At 69.4% G+C, this 14660-nt stretch carries 15 protein-coding genes; all 15 read left to right on the top strand.

The features are described from left to right. Positions 1-4: 4 nt before the first annotated feature. Complete coding sequence (locus FU260_RS19405) at positions 5-2377, top strand: helix-turn-helix transcriptional regulator (protein WP_147918540.1); 2373 nt, start codon at positions 5-7, stop codon at positions 2375-2377. Positions 2378-2571: 194 nt separating this feature from the next. Then, complete coding sequence (gene infA, locus FU260_RS19400) at positions 2572-2793, top strand: translation initiation factor IF-1 (RefSeq protein ID WP_022917277.1); 222 nt, start codon at positions 2572-2574, stop codon at positions 2791-2793. A 72-nt stretch (positions 2794-2865) separates the two neighbouring features. Next, positions 2866-2979: a 50S ribosomal protein L36 gene (gene rpmJ, locus FU260_RS19395; RefSeq protein WP_147918539.1), complete on the top strand. Its 114-nt coding sequence runs from the start codon at positions 2866-2868 to the stop codon at positions 2977-2979. 139 nt (positions 2980-3118) lie between these two features. Then, on the top strand, positions 3119-3496 hold the full coding sequence (rpsM, locus tag FU260_RS19390) for a 30S ribosomal protein S13 (RefSeq protein WP_147918538.1): 378 nt from the start codon (positions 3119-3121) through the stop codon (positions 3494-3496). 61 nt (positions 3497-3557) lie between these two features. Beyond that, a complete protein-coding gene (gene rpsK, locus FU260_RS19385; protein WP_147918537.1) occupies positions 3558-3965 on the top strand; it encodes a 30S ribosomal protein S11 in 408 nt (135 codons plus the stop codon). Positions 3966-4059: 94 nt separating this feature from the next. Next, on the top strand, positions 4060-5064 hold the full coding sequence (locus FU260_RS19380) for a DNA-directed RNA polymerase subunit alpha (protein ID WP_147918536.1): 1005 nt from the start codon (positions 4060-4062) through the stop codon (positions 5062-5064). 37 nt (positions 5065-5101) lie between these two features. Then, positions 5102-5731, top strand: coding sequence for a 50S ribosomal protein L17 (gene rplQ / locus FU260_RS19375; RefSeq protein ID WP_147918535.1), 630 nt, complete (start codon positions 5102-5104; stop codon positions 5729-5731). A gap of 257 nt (positions 5732-5988) precedes the next feature. Next, on the top strand, positions 5989-6723 hold the full coding sequence (locus FU260_RS19370; protein ID WP_147918534.1) for an alpha/beta fold hydrolase: 735 nt from the start codon (positions 5989-5991) through the stop codon (positions 6721-6723). A 70-nt stretch (positions 6724-6793) separates the two neighbouring features. Continuing rightward, positions 6794-7438 (top strand): TetR/AcrR family transcriptional regulator, encoded by a 645-nt coding sequence (locus tag FU260_RS19365; RefSeq protein WP_168211869.1) that lies wholly within the window; start codon positions 6794-6796, stop codon positions 7436-7438. Next, the gene (locus FU260_RS19360; protein ID WP_147918532.1) at positions 7438-8223 is read left to right on the top strand and encodes an alpha/beta fold hydrolase; all 786 of its coding nucleotides are present in this window, start codon (positions 7438-7440) and stop codon (positions 8221-8223) included. Before FU260_RS19365 ends, FU260_RS19360 begins: the two co-directional genes overlap by 1 nt. Positions 8224-8693: 470 nt before the next feature. Further along, positions 8694-10004, top strand: a complete 1311-nt coding sequence (locus tag FU260_RS19355) for a sugar transferase (protein WP_147918531.1) — start codon at positions 8694-8696, stop codon at positions 10002-10004. A 45-nt stretch (positions 10005-10049) separates the two neighbouring features. Next, positions 10050-10922 (top strand): glucose-1-phosphate thymidylyltransferase RfbA, encoded by an 873-nt coding sequence (rfbA, locus tag FU260_RS19350; protein WP_147918530.1) that lies wholly within the window; start codon positions 10050-10052, stop codon positions 10920-10922. Beyond that, positions 10919-11917: a dTDP-glucose 4,6-dehydratase gene (gene rfbB / locus FU260_RS19345; RefSeq protein WP_147918529.1), complete on the top strand. Its 999-nt coding sequence runs from the start codon at positions 10919-10921 to the stop codon at positions 11915-11917. Before rfbA ends, rfbB begins: the two co-directional genes overlap by 4 nt. 2 nt (positions 11918-11919) lie before the next feature. Next, on the top strand, positions 11920-13326 hold the full coding sequence (rfbD, locus tag FU260_RS19340) for a dTDP-4-dehydrorhamnose reductase (RefSeq protein WP_413038350.1): 1407 nt from the start codon (positions 11920-11922) through the stop codon (positions 13324-13326). 203 nt (positions 13327-13529) lie between these two features. Next, complete coding sequence (locus FU260_RS19335; RefSeq protein WP_147918527.1) at positions 13530-14594, top strand: nucleotidyltransferase family protein; 1065 nt, start codon at positions 13530-13532, stop codon at positions 14592-14594. The last annotated feature ends 66 nt before the right edge of the window (positions 14595-14660 follow it).

Raw genomic sequence — 14660 nt, 5'->3', positions numbered from 1 at the left:
CGTGATGATGCGAACACAAGGAGACGGGCTCGGCCTGCCCCGGGTGCCACACGGTTTCGTCCCCGCCGCCGAGCCGGCTGCCCGGTTCGGCTCGCTCGCCCCGATCACCGTGTTCCGTGCGCCCCGCGGCTGGGGGAAGACCGCGACGGCCACCGCCTGGCTCCGCTCGCTCGGGCCGGAGTACGAGTTCGCCTGGGTGAGCGTGCGCGGGCCGATCACGGCGGCGCAGTTCTGGGACCTGGTCAGCGAACGACTGGCTGACCTGGGCTTGCACCTGGACCTGGACGACCACGCCCACTGCGACCAGGTGCTCGCCGCGCGGGAGCGCGATCTGGTGCTCGCCGTGGACAACCTGCACCTGGTCAGCGACCCGGCTGTGGACGAAGCCCTGGTCGATGCGGTGGTGCACATCGGGGGCCTGTATGTGATGGCACTCAGCCGGACCGAGCGCTCGATCGAGACGCTCGCCCCGATCGAGGCCGACGGCGTGGTGTTCCGGGTGCAGCACCTGCGGTTGCAGGCCGTCGAGGTGCACGAGGTCGCTGGTGAACTTGGCGCCGACGTGACTACCGAGCAGGCCGCCGAGCTCACCTCGGCGGTCGGTGGCTGGCCGGCGCTGGTCCGCGCCACGTTCGCGGGCCCGTCCGGGCCCAGCGAGAGTGGCGATGTGATCAACAGCTATCTCCAGGTGGTGCTTCGGGACCCGTCGATCCGAGAGGTGATCGGTTCGGCCATGCGGCTGGCGGTGGCCGACGAGCTCGACGAGGAGATCGTCCGGCTGCTGGGGTACAGCGTCGGACTCACCGCCGCGATGCACCCGCTCGTCGAGGCCGGGTTGACCGGCGAGGACGGACGGCTGACCGCCGTGGTCCGCAGTGCTCTGGCGGCCAGCTACGCCGAGCTCGATCCGGCGGCTGCGGAGCAGGCGCACGCGCGACTGTCCCGGTGGTACGAGCAGAAGGGTGACATCTCGCGCGCGCTCCGCCATGCGCTGCACGCCGGTGACGCCGATCGGTGCCGACGCATCCTGCTTCAGGAGTGGCTCCGCCTCGCCGACGACCCCGAGCTGGTTCGCGAGGTTGCGGCCAGCCTGGGTTCGGTCAGTCTGGACGAGGATCCGCGCACCTGGGTGCTCAGTCGGCAGAGCGGTGCCACCGTCGATGCCGGGCTGATGTCCGGTCCGCCACCGCCGGGCGAGGTCGGTGCGGCGCTGCCGAGCACACTGGCGCAGTGGGGCCTGGCCCGGCTCGGTGCCGGTGAGCTCGCCGACGGCGAAGAAGCGCTGCGGGATGCGCTCGACCGGGCAGAGTCGCTCGGTCAAGTGGACGTTGCGCAGCAGGCGGTCGCGGGTCTGGCCTTCGGCCGGGCGATGGCCGGCGCGGTGAGCGAGGCTGAGGAGTGGCTGCGCACCTGTCGCGACGATCTTCCGGCGACTGCCGGCCTGGTCCGGGTGGCGAAGCAACTGGTTGCTCTGGACTCGATGACGTTCACGGACGAGGACATCTGGCCGGACCTCTCGACGTATACGATCGGTACCCCGCCGCCCCCTGCCGAGATCACCGTGCCCGCGGGACTGGAACTGATCGAGACTGCCTTGGCCGTGACCCGCGAGCTGAATCTCAGCTCGCCGGTGCCCGAGCACAGCAGGATGCTCGAGCTGCGGCTGCATCGACTCGCGGGGGTGGAGTACACCCTCGCCCGGACGGTGCTGGTCAAGGTGCTGACCACGGTGTTCCTGGCCGGGCACCAGCTGGAGCGGTGCCGGGAGCTGCTCGCCTTTGCCGAGAGCACCGCCGATGCGACGGAGCGGTGGCTGCGGCACCGGTTGGCGTTCTACGCCGGAGACTTCACCGGGGTGCTCGGACACGACCGCGGCGGCGGGTACGCCGACCCCGACGGCCTGCTTCCGCGGTTCGAGGTGGAGATCATCCTCCTGCGTGCCTGCGCCCTGCATCGCTTGGACCGGATCGAGGAGGCGGCCGACACCCTGCACAGCGCCATGCTGATCGCGCATACCCATGGCCTGGTGCGCCCCTACCTGTTGGTTCCTCGCGGCGATCTGGAGGCTATCGCCACTCTGGTGCCCCAGATGCGCGAGCTCCTCGGCGAGCCACCACTGCTGAACGAGGTGGACCTGTTCGGCCTCCCCGCTCCGGTGGTCGAGCTCAGCCGGGGTGAGCTGCGGGTGTTGGAGGCGATCGCGGAGGGGCAGCCGGTGGTCGCCGTCGCCAGTAGGCTGTTCGTCTCCGCGAACACGGTGAAGAGCCAGCTTCGCGCGATCTATCGCAAGCTCGGGGTGCATGACCGCCAGCGTGCTGTCGACCGGGCACGAGAGCTGCGGCTGCTGCCTGCTGCGCCGGACCAGCTGCAGATGTGAGGCAGACCGCACGGCTGGCGTCCCGGGCGGGTTTCGTCAAAGCTGGTCCGTGGCGTAGAGTAGGTCGCTGGGCGTGTCGTGTGCTCACCTTTCCGACGATCGCGTGAGGTCGTTGGTCCCTCTTGCTCGTCGGGGTGGGTGAGGTGTGTCGCATGCGCACCGATGTCAGAACAGCACTGCAGTTAGCGGAGGACATGGCTAAGAAGGACGGGGTCATCGAGATCGAGGGCCACGTGGTCGAGGCACTGCCGAACGCGATGTTCCGCGTAGAGCTGAGCAACGGTCACAAGGTACTCGCTCACATCTCGGGCAAGATGCGTCAGCACTACATCCGGATCCTCCCCGAGGACCGGGTGGTGGTCGAGCTGAGCCCCTACGACCTGACCCGTGGCCGCATCGTCTACCGCTACAAGTAGTCCACCTCCACCATCACGTCCACGCGACCAGGCAGTCTGCCGGGAGCGCCGTCGCGCGGGAAAAGGAAATCCATGAAGGTCAAGCCGAGTGTCAAGAAGATCTGCCCGAAGTGCAAGGTGATCCGTCGCCACGGCACTGTGCGCGTGATCTGCGAGAACCTGCGTCACAAGCAGCGCCAGGGCTGAGCAACACCTGAGCGTCAGCTGACGCACCAGCGCATCACCACCCGCCGCCTGGCGGGTCACCCCCGGTCGGAGGCCGGGGCCCGCAGCACGCGGGGCGGTGATGTGGAAGACCTCCGTAACTCACAGGAGTGAGAATTTCATGGCACGACTCGTTGGTGTCGACCTCCCCCGCGACAAGCGGCTCGAGGTGGCACTCACCTACATCTTCGGGGTGGGGCGGACCCGCGCCGCGGAGACCCTGACCGCCACCGGTCTGAGCCCGGAGGTCCGGGTCAAGGACCTGACCGACGCCGAGGTGGTGCAGCTGCGCGACTACCTGGAGGGCACCTACAAGCTCGAGGGTGACCTGCGTCGCGAGATCGCCGCCGATATTCGCCGCAAGGTCGAGATCGGCTGCTACCAGGGTCTGCGTCACCGCCGTCACCTGCCGGTGCACGGCCAGCGCACCAAGACCAACGCGCGTACCCGCAAGGGCCCCAAGCGCACCGTCGCCGGCAAGAAGAAGGCCGGCCGCTAAGTAGTCCGCTGACGCACGCCAGCGCGCGGACCGACGACCTCACCGAAGAAGAGAGAAGCGAATGCCTCCCAAGACTCGCCAGGCAGCTGGCGCCCGCAAGCCCCGCCGCAAGGAGAAGAAGAATGTCTCCGCGGGCAACGCGTACATCAAGTCCACGTTCAACAACACGATCGTCTCGATCACCGACCCGTCCGGTGCGGTGATCTCCTGGGCATCCTCCGGCCAGGTCGGCTTCAAGGGGTCGCGCAAGTCCACCCCGTTCGCCGCCCAGCTTGCCGCCGAGGCTGCCGCCCGTAAGGCGCAGGAGCACGGCATGAAGAAGGTCGACGTGTTCGTCAAGGGCCCCGGTTCCGGCCGGGAGACCGCGATCCGGTCGCTGACGGCCACGGGCCTCGAGGTCGGTTCCATCCAGGACGTGACGCCGCAGGCGCACAACGGCTGCCGCCCGCCGAAGCGCCGCCGGGTCTGATCCCGCGAACTTTGTAGGACCCCCTCGTCCGGACCGATGGCCGAGGGGTTTTGCAAGGCGTCATATAGCGGACGCCTGCTGAAAGGACTATCCCGTGCTCATTGCACAGCGCCCCACCCTCACTGAGGATGTCGTCGACGATTACCGCTCCCGGTTCGTCATCGAGCCGCTCGAGCCTGGCTTCGGCTACACCCTCGGCAACTCGCTGCGCCGCACCCTGCTCTCCTCCATCCCGGGGGCAGCGGTCACCAGCATCCGCATCGACGGTGTGCTGCACGAGTTCTCCACGATCACCGGTGTGAAGGAAGACGTCACCGAGATCATCCTGAACCTGAAGAACGTCGTCGTCTCCTCCGAGAACGACGAGCCCGTGGTGATGTACCTGCGCAAGCAGGGCCCCGGCACGGTCACCGCTGCGGACATCACGCCGCCGGCCGGTGTGGAGATCCACAACCCGGACCTGCACATCGCGACCATCAACGACAAGGGCAAGCTCGAGATCGAGCTGACCGTCGAGCGCGGCCGTGGGTACGTCTCCGCCACGCAGAACAAGTACAGCGACGCCGAGATCGGCCGGATCCCGGTCGACTCGATCTACTCGCCGGTGCTCAAGGTCACCTACAAGGTCGAGGCCACCCGTGTGGAGCAGCGCACCGACTTCGACAAGCTGATCGTGGACGTGGAGACCAAGCGGTCCATGGACCCGCGGGACGCACTCGCCTCGGCCGGGAAGACCCTGGTGGAGCTCTTCGGGCTGGCCCGCGAGCTGAACGTCGAGGCCGAGGGCATCGAGATCGGCCCGTCGCCGACAGATGCGGCCCTGGCCGAGGACCTGGCGCTGCCGATCGAGCAGCTCGACCTGACGATCCGGTCCTACAACTGCCTCAAGCGCGAGGGCATCCACACCGTGGGTGAGCTTGTCGCCCGGAGCGAAGCGGACCTGCTCGACATCCGCAACTTCGGTGCGAAGTCCATCACCGAGGTCAAGGAGAAGCTGGTCGGCCTGGGCCTCTCGCTCAAGGACAGCCCCGCGGACTTCGACCCGTCGCTGGTGGCGAGCGCGTACGACGACGGCGACGACTTCGACGCGTACAGCTGAGCCGCCGGACCATCACACAAGGAACTGAGGAAAGATCATGCCTAAGCCCACGAAGGGTCCTCGTCTCGGTGGCGGACCGGCGCACGAACGCCTGATGCTGGCCAACCTGGCCCAGTCGCTGTTCGAGCACGGTGCGATCCGCACCACGGAGACCCGCGCCAAGCGACTGCGTCCGGTCGCGGAGCGGCTCATCACCAAGGCCAAGCGCGGTGACCTGCACGCGCGCCGCCAGGTGATGGCGGTGCTCTCCCGCAAGGACATCGTGCACACCCTGTTCGCCGACATCGCACCGTCGATGTCCGAGCGCCACGGTGGCTACACCCGGATCACCAAGATCGGCCCGCGCAAGGGCGACAACGCCCCGATGGCGGTCATCGAGCTGGTGACCGAGCCGGTCAGCCCGAAGCAGGCCACGGTGAAGGAGGCCGAGGGCGCCACCAAGCGTGCGGTCAAGGAGGATGCGGCCGCCACTGCTGCCGCCACCGACGCTGCAGCTGAGTCGGCGGAGTCCGCTGAGTCGGCTCAATCTGCTGAATCGGCTGAGTCAGCCGCCTCGCCGGAGGACGCCGCCGCTGAGTCTGCTGCTTCTCCGGAGGCCGCTGCTTCCTCCGCCGCCTCTGCGGAGGACACCGAGGACACCGAGGCGTCCAAGGACGACTCGAAGTAAGTACTCCTCCTCGTGAGGATGCGCCGCACCCCGACCTGACCGGTCGAACGTCGGCCACCGACCGGCCCGGCCCGGGATGATCTCCCGGTCCGGGCCCGTCGTCGTGCGTCCGCTCTGCCCCGCACATCCACCGGCTCGGAATCCGCCTTGCGCCTCGGAATCCGGGTGGAAGTGGATTCCGAGGTCTGAAGTGGATTCCGATGGGTGCCAGCTCGCGGGGCGCAGGTCGCGGGGCCGGCGGTCCGTAGACTGAGGCGATGGACTCCGCGCCCGTTCTGCTCGTGCACGGCATCCGCAGCTCGAGCACGATGTGGCGCCCGGTGCAGCCGCTGCTGGACCGGGCCGGGATCCGCCACGCGGTGATCGATCTGCCCGGGCACGGGCGCCGGCGGGGTGAGGAGTTCACCATCGCCGCATGCCGGGAGGCGATCGAGGAGGGGATGGCCGGACTCGGTGGCGAGGCAGTGGTCGCCGGTCTCTCCCTCGGCGGCTTCCTCTCCCTGAACTGGGCGGCACGGACCGCGAACCCACCGCTGGCAGTACTGGCCGCCTCGTGCAGTGTCCGCCCCCGAGGGCTGCCGCTGTGGGCCTACCAGCTCGCCGCCCAGGTATTCGCCCAGCTGCCCGACGAGGGCCGGGCGGTGAACGACCTGATGGCCCGGCTGGTGCTCGGTGAAGATTCCGCTGCGGACCTGAACGAGGACGTGGCGTTCGAGGTGATGGTGCCGGCGCTGCGCGCGATGGCCGCCGTCCACCCACTGGAGGACCTGGCCCGGATCAAGGTGCCGGTGTGGCTGGTGAACGGCACCTGGGACCACTTCCGGATCGAGGAGCGTGCCTTCCTCGACGCCGTTCAGTATGGGCGTCTGGTCAAGATCCCGCGTGCCGGTCACATCATCACGGCGCATCAGCCGGAGATCTTCGCACGCGTGGTGGTCCAGCTCGCCCGGCTCAGCCAGGAATGGAAAGCACACCCCAGACCTGTGCCCTGATGCTCTTTGCCCGCAACACTGCCGCTACCTGCCGTCCTGTAAAACTGATCGATCGTGTAGTTTGCTGACCATGCGCTCAGCACCAGACACGGACCTGACCCGACGTGCGCGCATTCGCGATGCAGCGCTCGCGCTGTTCGCCGAACGGGGGTATGCCGGAGCGAGTGTTCGCGCGATCGCCGAGGCCGCTGGGGTCAGCTCGGCACTGGTCGCTCACCATTTCGGTTCGAAGCCGGACCTGCGCCGGGCCTGCGACGAGCACGTCCTCGCCGCGGTGTTCGACGCGAAGGATGAACTGGGCGCCGCCGACCCTGCGGCCACTATCCAGCGATGGCTGCACGCAGCGCGGTCAGAGACAGTGCTGCTGAACTACCTAGCACGGATGCTCGTCGAGGGCCCAGAGGCCTCGGGCTCGCTGCTCGAACGGCTCGTGTCCCAGACGGAGCAGGGGATCGCAGGTGGTGTCGCAGCGGGCACCATCCGTGCCCACGAGAACCCCCGCATGCTCGCGGTCCTGGTGACACTGCAGGGTCTCCTGCCGCTGGTGATGCAGCGGCAGCTGCGCGGCCTCCTGGATGGCGCCCCCGATCTGGAGGCGGTCACCCGCCGGATCACGATCCCGCTGCTGGAGTTGTACACCTACGGCCTCTACACCGACTCACACCTGCTGGACGCCGCCCGGGCTACCGCCGGCGATGAGGGAGCCGACCGCTGATGCCAGTCTTCTGGTCCGGTGGCGCGCCGATCTACTACGAAACCCATGGCCGGGGTCGCCCACTGGTCCTCATCCACGCCATCAGCGCCGGAGCCGGGATGTGGTCGGCTCAGGTCGAGAGGTTCTCGCAAGACCACCGCGTGATCGTGTTCGATGCCCGCGGGGTCGGTCGATCGGGACCGATCAGCGGATGGTGGCAGGTGCGTGATCAGATCGCCGATGACATCGCACAGTTGCTGACCCACCTCGCGGAGGAACAGGCAGCGGTCTGCGGGGTCAGCTTCGGGGGTGTCATCGCCCAGCACTTCGCCGCACGTCATCCAGAGCGTGTTCAGCGGCTCATCGTCGTGGACGCCTACAGCGACACTCGGCCAACCTCCGTGGGCAAAGCGCTGTGGCTCGCGTCGGTCTACGCCGGCTCGATCTCCAATCTCCTCCCGCCTGCCGCCCTGGCTCGCCTCATGCGAGATCAGTACCGCCGGTGGCCGCACGCCGCCGACTACCTTGCCGAGGCCGTGACGCGGCTGAGACCGCTCGATGCGCTCAAGACTCGATGCGCGATCAACCTCGTCAACTACCCACCCGCGCTGAACGCCGCGAACTATCCGATCCTCGGTGTCGTCGGCGAGAACTCCTGGCCGCGATCGCTCACCTTCATGGAAGAACTCCGACGTGCCGTGCCCCGCACACATCTGATCCGGGTCCCCGACTCGAACGACCCCACCCCGTTGTGTCAGCCGGAGGCGTTCAACGCCATCCTCGCCGACTTCCTCAACGACCAGTAGCGCGCCAGATCGCCCGCACCCGACTACGCCCCCCCACTCGCCACACCGTCTCGGCGCACGCCTCACGCCCACCGCGTGACCCCTCACCCCCACCGCGTGACGACTCACCCTGCCTCACCCTGCCTCACCCTGATCTCACCCTGGGGGGTACGGCCTGCTGAGCCGCTGTTCACCCGTCTTTCATTCTGTGCTGACGGCTCGGGTTCTGTTTGAGTAATGGATGAGCCCGGACACCTCGTCCTTGGTCGCCGGGCGCGGCTCTATGTACCTGCAAGGAAGGGGTGAGGGCGGTGGCGCTGGACCTCACTCACGTCCGTGCGCACCGCCCCCTCCGTGGAACTGTTCTCCCCGATCCGACTGTTCCCACCCCACTGGCCGCGACGAGATCCGGCGCTCGCTCGAGAATCCGGCCAGAAGGTACATGGAGCCGCGCGTACCAGTGGGGGATCGCCGCTGGCGATCTCCTGCTGGTGACGGCGGCCGTCGCAGTTGTCCTGGCATCCGCCCTGGGCCTCGACCTCGCTCTGGCAGGGGGCCTCGCCGCGGGGATGGCCTTCACCCTGCTGATCGGCGCCACCCGCGGCTATGACCTGCGCCGCACCGGGTCCGGCAGCCACGAGTACAAGGTGATCGTCCGGGCCGGCTGGGTGTGGGCCACTCTGCTGATCACGGTGTTGTACGTCGCCGAGGTGGCGATCGAGCCGATCTACGTCATCGGGGCGATCGCGGGCAGCCTCACCGCTGTGCTGCTCGCCCGCACACTGGAGCGCGCGCTGGTCCGCCGGCGCCGCCGGCACGGGGAGTGGCAGCGCCGCACCCTGCTCGTCGGCGACCCCGAGCATCTGCGCAGCCTGACCATGCAGCTGCGCCAGGATCCGCACCAGGGGCTGGACGTGGTGGGTCTGTGTGTCAACGGGGCTGCCCCGGGCTGGGCCGGAGTGCCCGTCCTCGGGGATGTCACCGAGGCGGCGGACGTCGTGGCCGAGCACGGCGTGGGTGTGGTGGTGGTGGCGGCCTCCTGCATGGCGGCGGCCGAGCTACGCCGGTTCTGCTGGGAGGTGGAGAGCCGCGGGGTGGAGCTGCTGATCGCCCCGAACATCGAAGAGGTGGCGGCGGCCCGGGTCGCGGTCCGCCCGGTCTCCGGAACCCCGCTGCTCACCGTGGCGATCGGGCCGAGCCGCACCCAGCACTCGATCAAGGTGGCCCTGGACCGGGTGCTCGGCGGTGTGCTGCTGGCGGGTGCACTGCCGGTGCTGGCCGTCGCGGCGCTCCTGGTCCGGATCGGATCTGCGGGCTCGCCGTTCTACACCCAGCAGCGGGCGGGCCGGGACGGCACGACCTTCACCATGTTCAAGCTGCGCACGATGTACGTGGACGCGGACCGCCGCCGGGCCGAGCTGTTGGCCCACAGCGACGGCAACGAGGTGATGTTCAAGATGCGCAACGATCCGCGGATCACCCCGGTGGGGCGGATGCTGCGCCGGTTCTCCGTGGACGAGCTGCCGCAACTGTGGAACGTGGTTCGCGGGGACATGTCGCTGGTCGGTCCTCGGCCGCCGTTGCGCGAGGAGGTCGCCGATTACGACCAGGACGCCTGGCAGCGGCTCCGGGTGAAGCCGGGCCTGACCGGTCTGTGGCAGGTCAGTGGCCGCTCGGACCTGGACTGGGCACAGACGGTGCGGCTCGATCTGCACTATGTGGACAACCGGTCGCTGCTGATGGACCTGGGCATCCTCGGCCGGACCTTCCGGGCGGTGTTCGGTGGCCGTGGCGCGTACTGACCGTTCCCGGCCGAGGCCCTGCTGGGCCCGGCGAAGGGTGATGCCGTGAAGGGAATCATCCTCGCCGGCGGCTCCGGGACCCGGCTGCACCCGATCACCACGGGGGTGTCCAAACAGCTCGTCCCGGTCTACGACAAACCGATGGTCTACTACCCGCTCGCCACGCTGATGCTGGCCGGGATCCGGGACATCCTGGTGATCACCACCCCGCGGGATGCGCCCGGTTTCGAGCGGCTTCTCGGCGATGGCTCGCAGTTCGGTATCTCGCTCTCGTTCGCCCAGCAACCCTCACCGGACGGTCTCGCCCAGGCGTTCACCATCGGGGCAGACTTCATCGACGGCGATCGGGTCGCCCTGGTCTTGGGCGACAACCTGCTCTACGGCCCGGGTCTGGGCACCCGGCTGCGCCGGTTCAACGATCTCGACGGCGGAGCGGTGTTCGCCTATTGGGTCGCCGAGCCGCAGGCGTACGGGGTGGTGGAGTTCGACGAGGCCGGCCACGCGGTGTCTCTGGAGGAGAAGCCCGCACGGCCGAAGAGCAGCTATGCGGTGCCCGGTCTGTACTTCTACGATCACGACGTGGTGGAGATCGCCCGCCACCTGGCACCCAGCGCCCGGGGCGAGTACGAGATCACTGACGTGAACCGGCACTACCTGGACCGCGGCAAACTCCAGGTGGAGGTGTTGCCCCGGGGCACTGCATGGCTGGACACCGGCACCTTCGACCAGATGACCGACGCTGCCGACTACGTCCGCACGATGGAGCGCCGGACCGGTCTGAAGATCGGTGCACCGGAGGAGGTGGCCTGGCGGCAGGGTTTCCTCACCGATGAGGAGCTGCGCGAGCGGGCCCAGCCGCTCACCAAGTCCGGCTACGGCACCTATCTGCTGAGCCTGCTGGATCGGGGGCGTTACTGATGCGGCTCTTGGTGACCGGCGGTGCCGGCTTCATCGGCTCGAACTTCGTGCGCCATGTCCTGGCCCACACCGAGGCCTCTGTCACGGTGCTCGATGCGCTCACCTACGCCGGCAACCGGGACTCCCTGGCCGGGCTGCCCTCCGACCGGCTGCAGTTCGTCCGCGGCGACATCACCGACGCTGCGCTGGTGGGGCAGCTGGTGCCGGCGGCGGATGTCGTGGTGCACTTCGCCGCCGAGTCCCACAATGACAACTCGCTGCACGACCCGCGCCCGTTCCTGACCACGAACATCGTGGGCACCTACACCCTGTTGGAGGCGGTGCGTGCCCACGACGTGCGGTTCCACCACGTCTCCACCGACGAGGTGTACGGCGATCTTGCCCTGGACAGCCCGGACCGGTTCACCGAGGACACCCCGTACCACCCGTCCTCGCCGTACTCGGCCACGAAGGCCGGCAGTGACCTGCTGGTGCGGGCTTGGATGCGCTCCTTCGGGCTGCGGGCCACGATCTCGAACTGCTCGAACAACTACGGCCCGTACCAGCACGTGGAGAAGTTCATCCCCCGGCAGATCACCAATGTGCTGGCCGGGATCCGGCCCAAGCTCTACGGCGCGGGGGCGAACGTGCGGGACTGGATCCACACCGAGGACCATTCCTCGGCCGTGCTGACCATCTTGGAACGCGGCCGGATCGGCGAGACGTACCTGATCGGTGCCGACGGTGAACGCAGCAACCGGGACGTCGTCGAGCTGATCCTGGCCCTGATGGGCCAGTCCCCGGATGCCTACGACCGGGTGACCGACCGGCCCGGGCACGACCTGCGGTACGCGATCGACGCCACGAAGCTGCGGACCGAGCTGGGCTGGCGGCCACGCTTCGCCGGCTTCGCCGACGGCCTGGAGGCCACGATCGCGTGGTACCAGGCCCACGAGGGCTGGTGGCGCCCGGCCAAGGAGGCCACGGAGAGCTTCTACGCGACCAAGGGGCAGTGAGGGTGTTCGGCAAGCCACTGACGATCACCGGCACCACGATCGACGGGCTGCTCCTGGTGGACCTGCCGGTGCACGGTGATGACCGGGGCTGGTTCAAGGAGAACTGGCAGCGGGAGAAGATGGTGGCCGCCGGCCTGCCGGACTTCGCCCCGGTGCAGCAGAACATCTCCTATAACGACCAGATCGGCACCACCCGCGGCATCCACGCCGAACCGTGGGACAAGTGGGTCTCCGTGGCCACCGGGCGCCTCTTCGGAGCCTGGGTGGACCTGCGGGAGGGTCCGGGCTTCGGCCGCGTGGTGACCGCCGAGCTCGATCCCTCCCGGGCGGTGTACGTGCCCCGGGGGGTGGGCAACGCGTTCCAGACCCTGCTGCCCGGCACCGCCTACACCTACCTGGTCAACGACCACTGGACGGCCGAGGCCTCCTACCCCCTGCTGAACCTGGCTGACCCGACTCTGGCCATCGACTGGCCGATCCCGCTGGCCGATGCGGTGGTCTCCGCCAAGGACCAGGGCCACCCGCACCTGGCGGAGGTCACCGGCGTCCGCCCACGCAAGACGCTGGTGCTCGGCAGCGACGGTCAGCTCGGCCGTGCGCTCCGGGACCGGCTGGGCGAGGCGGCGCACCTGGAGTACGCCGGCCGCACCGACCTGGACCTTACCGACCCCGGCCTGGCCGAGGCGCGGCACTGGCGCGACTACGAGGCGATCATCAATACCGCCGCCTACACCGACGTCGACGGGGCCGAGACTCCGGCGGGGCGGGCGCAGGCCTGGGCGGTGAACGCCACGGCCGTGGCAGCGCTCGCGCGGGTGGCCACCGAGCACCGCCTCACCCTGGTGCAGGTCTCCACCGATTACGTCTTCGACGGCGCAGCTCCGGTTCCGTATGCCGAGGACGCGCCCCTGTGCCCCCTGGGGGTCTACGGGCAGTCCAAGGCCGCCGGTGAGGCTGCCGCCAGCACGGCACCCCGGCACTACCTGGTGCGCACCTCCTGGCTGATCGGTGACGGCCCCAACTTCGTCCGCACGATGGCCGCACTCGCCGAGCGCGGGATCGATCCCCGGGTGGTCGCCGACCAGGTCGGCCGGCTCACCGTCACCTCGGACCTGGCGGCGGCGATCGTGCACCTCCTGCACACGGCCGCGCCGTACGGCACCTACCACGTGACCGGCTCCGGGCCGCCGCGCACCTGGGCCGACATCGCCCGCACCGTGTTCTCGCTGACCGGCCACGATCCGGCCCGGGTGCAGGAGGTGAGCACACCGGAGTACTTCGCCGGTGCCACCGCCCCGGTGGCCCCCCGGCCGGCGAACAGCGTGCTGGACCTGGCGAAGATCATCGCCACCGGCTACCGGCCAGCAGCGGCTGATACCGCGCTCGCGGAGTACCTGCAGGACGCCTGAGCGTCTGCCCGCGATACCGGCAGAGAAGCTGCCGCCGGACGGCCAACCCGGCGTGCGCCGTCGTTCGCATCACGGCGGGTGTGCACGTCCCCTATCCTGACGTCCAGCGGCGTGCTGACGCCGACCGAGCGGGAGGACGAACTCTGAGCCGGAGACCTGCCGCGCAGGACGCTGCGCGGCAACAGGCGCTGTCGCGCAGCCTGGTGGCGATCGCCCGTGGTGAGCGCCCGTCGATCACCCCTGCGCTGCGTGCGGACCCGGCGGCGTTCGCCGGCGCCGCGCGCTATCACCGCCTCGCGCCGCTGGCGCACGTGCTGCTCCGGGATGGCGAGCCGGACCTGGCCCAGGCGGTCCAGCGGGACCGGGACCAGGCCCGGGCGCTGCACCTGCACGCCACCACGCTCCTCGGTCACCTCGGGGACCTGCTCGACGGCGTGGGCTGGGTGGTGTTCAAAGGTCCCGTGCTGTCCGAGCTCGCCCATCCGGTGCCCGGTCTGCGCAGCTATCAGGATCTGGACCTGCTGGTCCGCCCGGAGGACCTGCGCGAGGTGAGCGTCCGACTGCTCGGCGCGGGCTGGACGATCGCCGACTTCGAGGACATGCTCCGCAACCCGCAGCTGCCCGGCGAGATGCACTGGCGCAGCCCTACCGGGGTGCTGATGGACCTGCACTGGTCGATGATCAATATGGCGGACCGGCGCCGGCGGTTGACGGTACCGACTGCGGACCTGCTGCACCGGCGGGAACAGGTCTCGCTCGGGTTCGCCTCGGCGTGGACCCTCGATCCGGTGGACGGACTGCTGCACGTCTGCCTGCACGCCGCGCTCACCGGGGCGAACAAGCTGCTCTACCTGGTGGATGCGCAGCGGATGGCCGCGCGGATCACCGACTGGGCGCTGGTGGGGGAGCGGGCGGCCGACTGGCGGGCGGCCCCGCACGTGGCGCTCGTCCTGCACCGGGCCCAGCGCAGCCTCGGCGGTGAGCTCCCGGAGGGTCTGGACCGGTTGCTCGGCAGCACGGCGGCGTTCCGAGCGCTCACCGCCGCGGTCGACCGCGCGGCTCCGGTCGCCGCCGCCCGCACCGAGCCTGGGGTGGCCCGACTGGTGGCACGGGCGGTACGGCCCGGGGCAGTGCGGACCACGCTGGCGTCCGCGCAGAGCGTGGCCCGGCGTCTGAGCGAGCGGCCCGCGCAGGCTCGCACCGGCCGGTCCCCGGCCGGAGACGGTGCGCTCGATCTGTACCTGGACCGGGTGGAAGCCACGTCCTGACCGTGGGGGTGAGGCGTAGCGGCTCACCCTCCTCACCCTCGATCGCTGCCGGGCCTCACCCTCAGA

The sequence above is a fragment of the Ruania zhangjianzhongii genome (genome assembly GCF_008000995.1).
Taxonomy (GTDB): Bacteria; Actinomycetota; Actinomycetes; order Actinomycetales; family Beutenbergiaceae; genus Ruania; species Ruania zhangjianzhongii.
Note: the sequence above shows the minus strand (reverse complement) of the source record. Positions and strands in the feature narration are given on the sequence as shown.

Coding starts and splice junctions, on each gene's coding strand:
- FU260_RS19405 (WP_147918540.1), top strand. CDS start 5: ATGATGCGAACACAAGGAGACGGGCTCGGCCTGCCCCGGGTGCCACAC.
- infA (WP_022917277.1), top strand. CDS start 2,572: ATGGCTAAGAAGGACGGGGTCATCGAGATCGAGGGCCACGTGGTCGAG.
- rpmJ (WP_147918539.1), top strand. CDS start 2,866: ATGAAGGTCAAGCCGAGTGTCAAGAAGATCTGCCCGAAGTGCAAGGTG.
- rpsM (WP_147918538.1), top strand. CDS start 3,119: ATGGCACGACTCGTTGGTGTCGACCTCCCCCGCGACAAGCGGCTCGAG.
- rpsK (WP_147918537.1), top strand. CDS start 3,558: ATGCCTCCCAAGACTCGCCAGGCAGCTGGCGCCCGCAAGCCCCGCCGC.
- rplQ (WP_147918535.1), top strand. CDS start 5,102: ATGCCTAAGCCCACGAAGGGTCCTCGTCTCGGTGGCGGACCGGCGCAC.
- FU260_RS19370 (WP_147918534.1), top strand. CDS start 5,989: ATGGACTCCGCGCCCGTTCTGCTCGTGCACGGCATCCGCAGCTCGAGC.
- FU260_RS19365 (WP_168211869.1), top strand. CDS start 6,794: ATGCGCTCAGCACCAGACACGGACCTGACCCGACGTGCGCGCATTCGC.
- FU260_RS19360 (WP_147918532.1), top strand. CDS start 7,438: ATGCCAGTCTTCTGGTCCGGTGGCGCGCCGATCTACTACGAAACCCAT.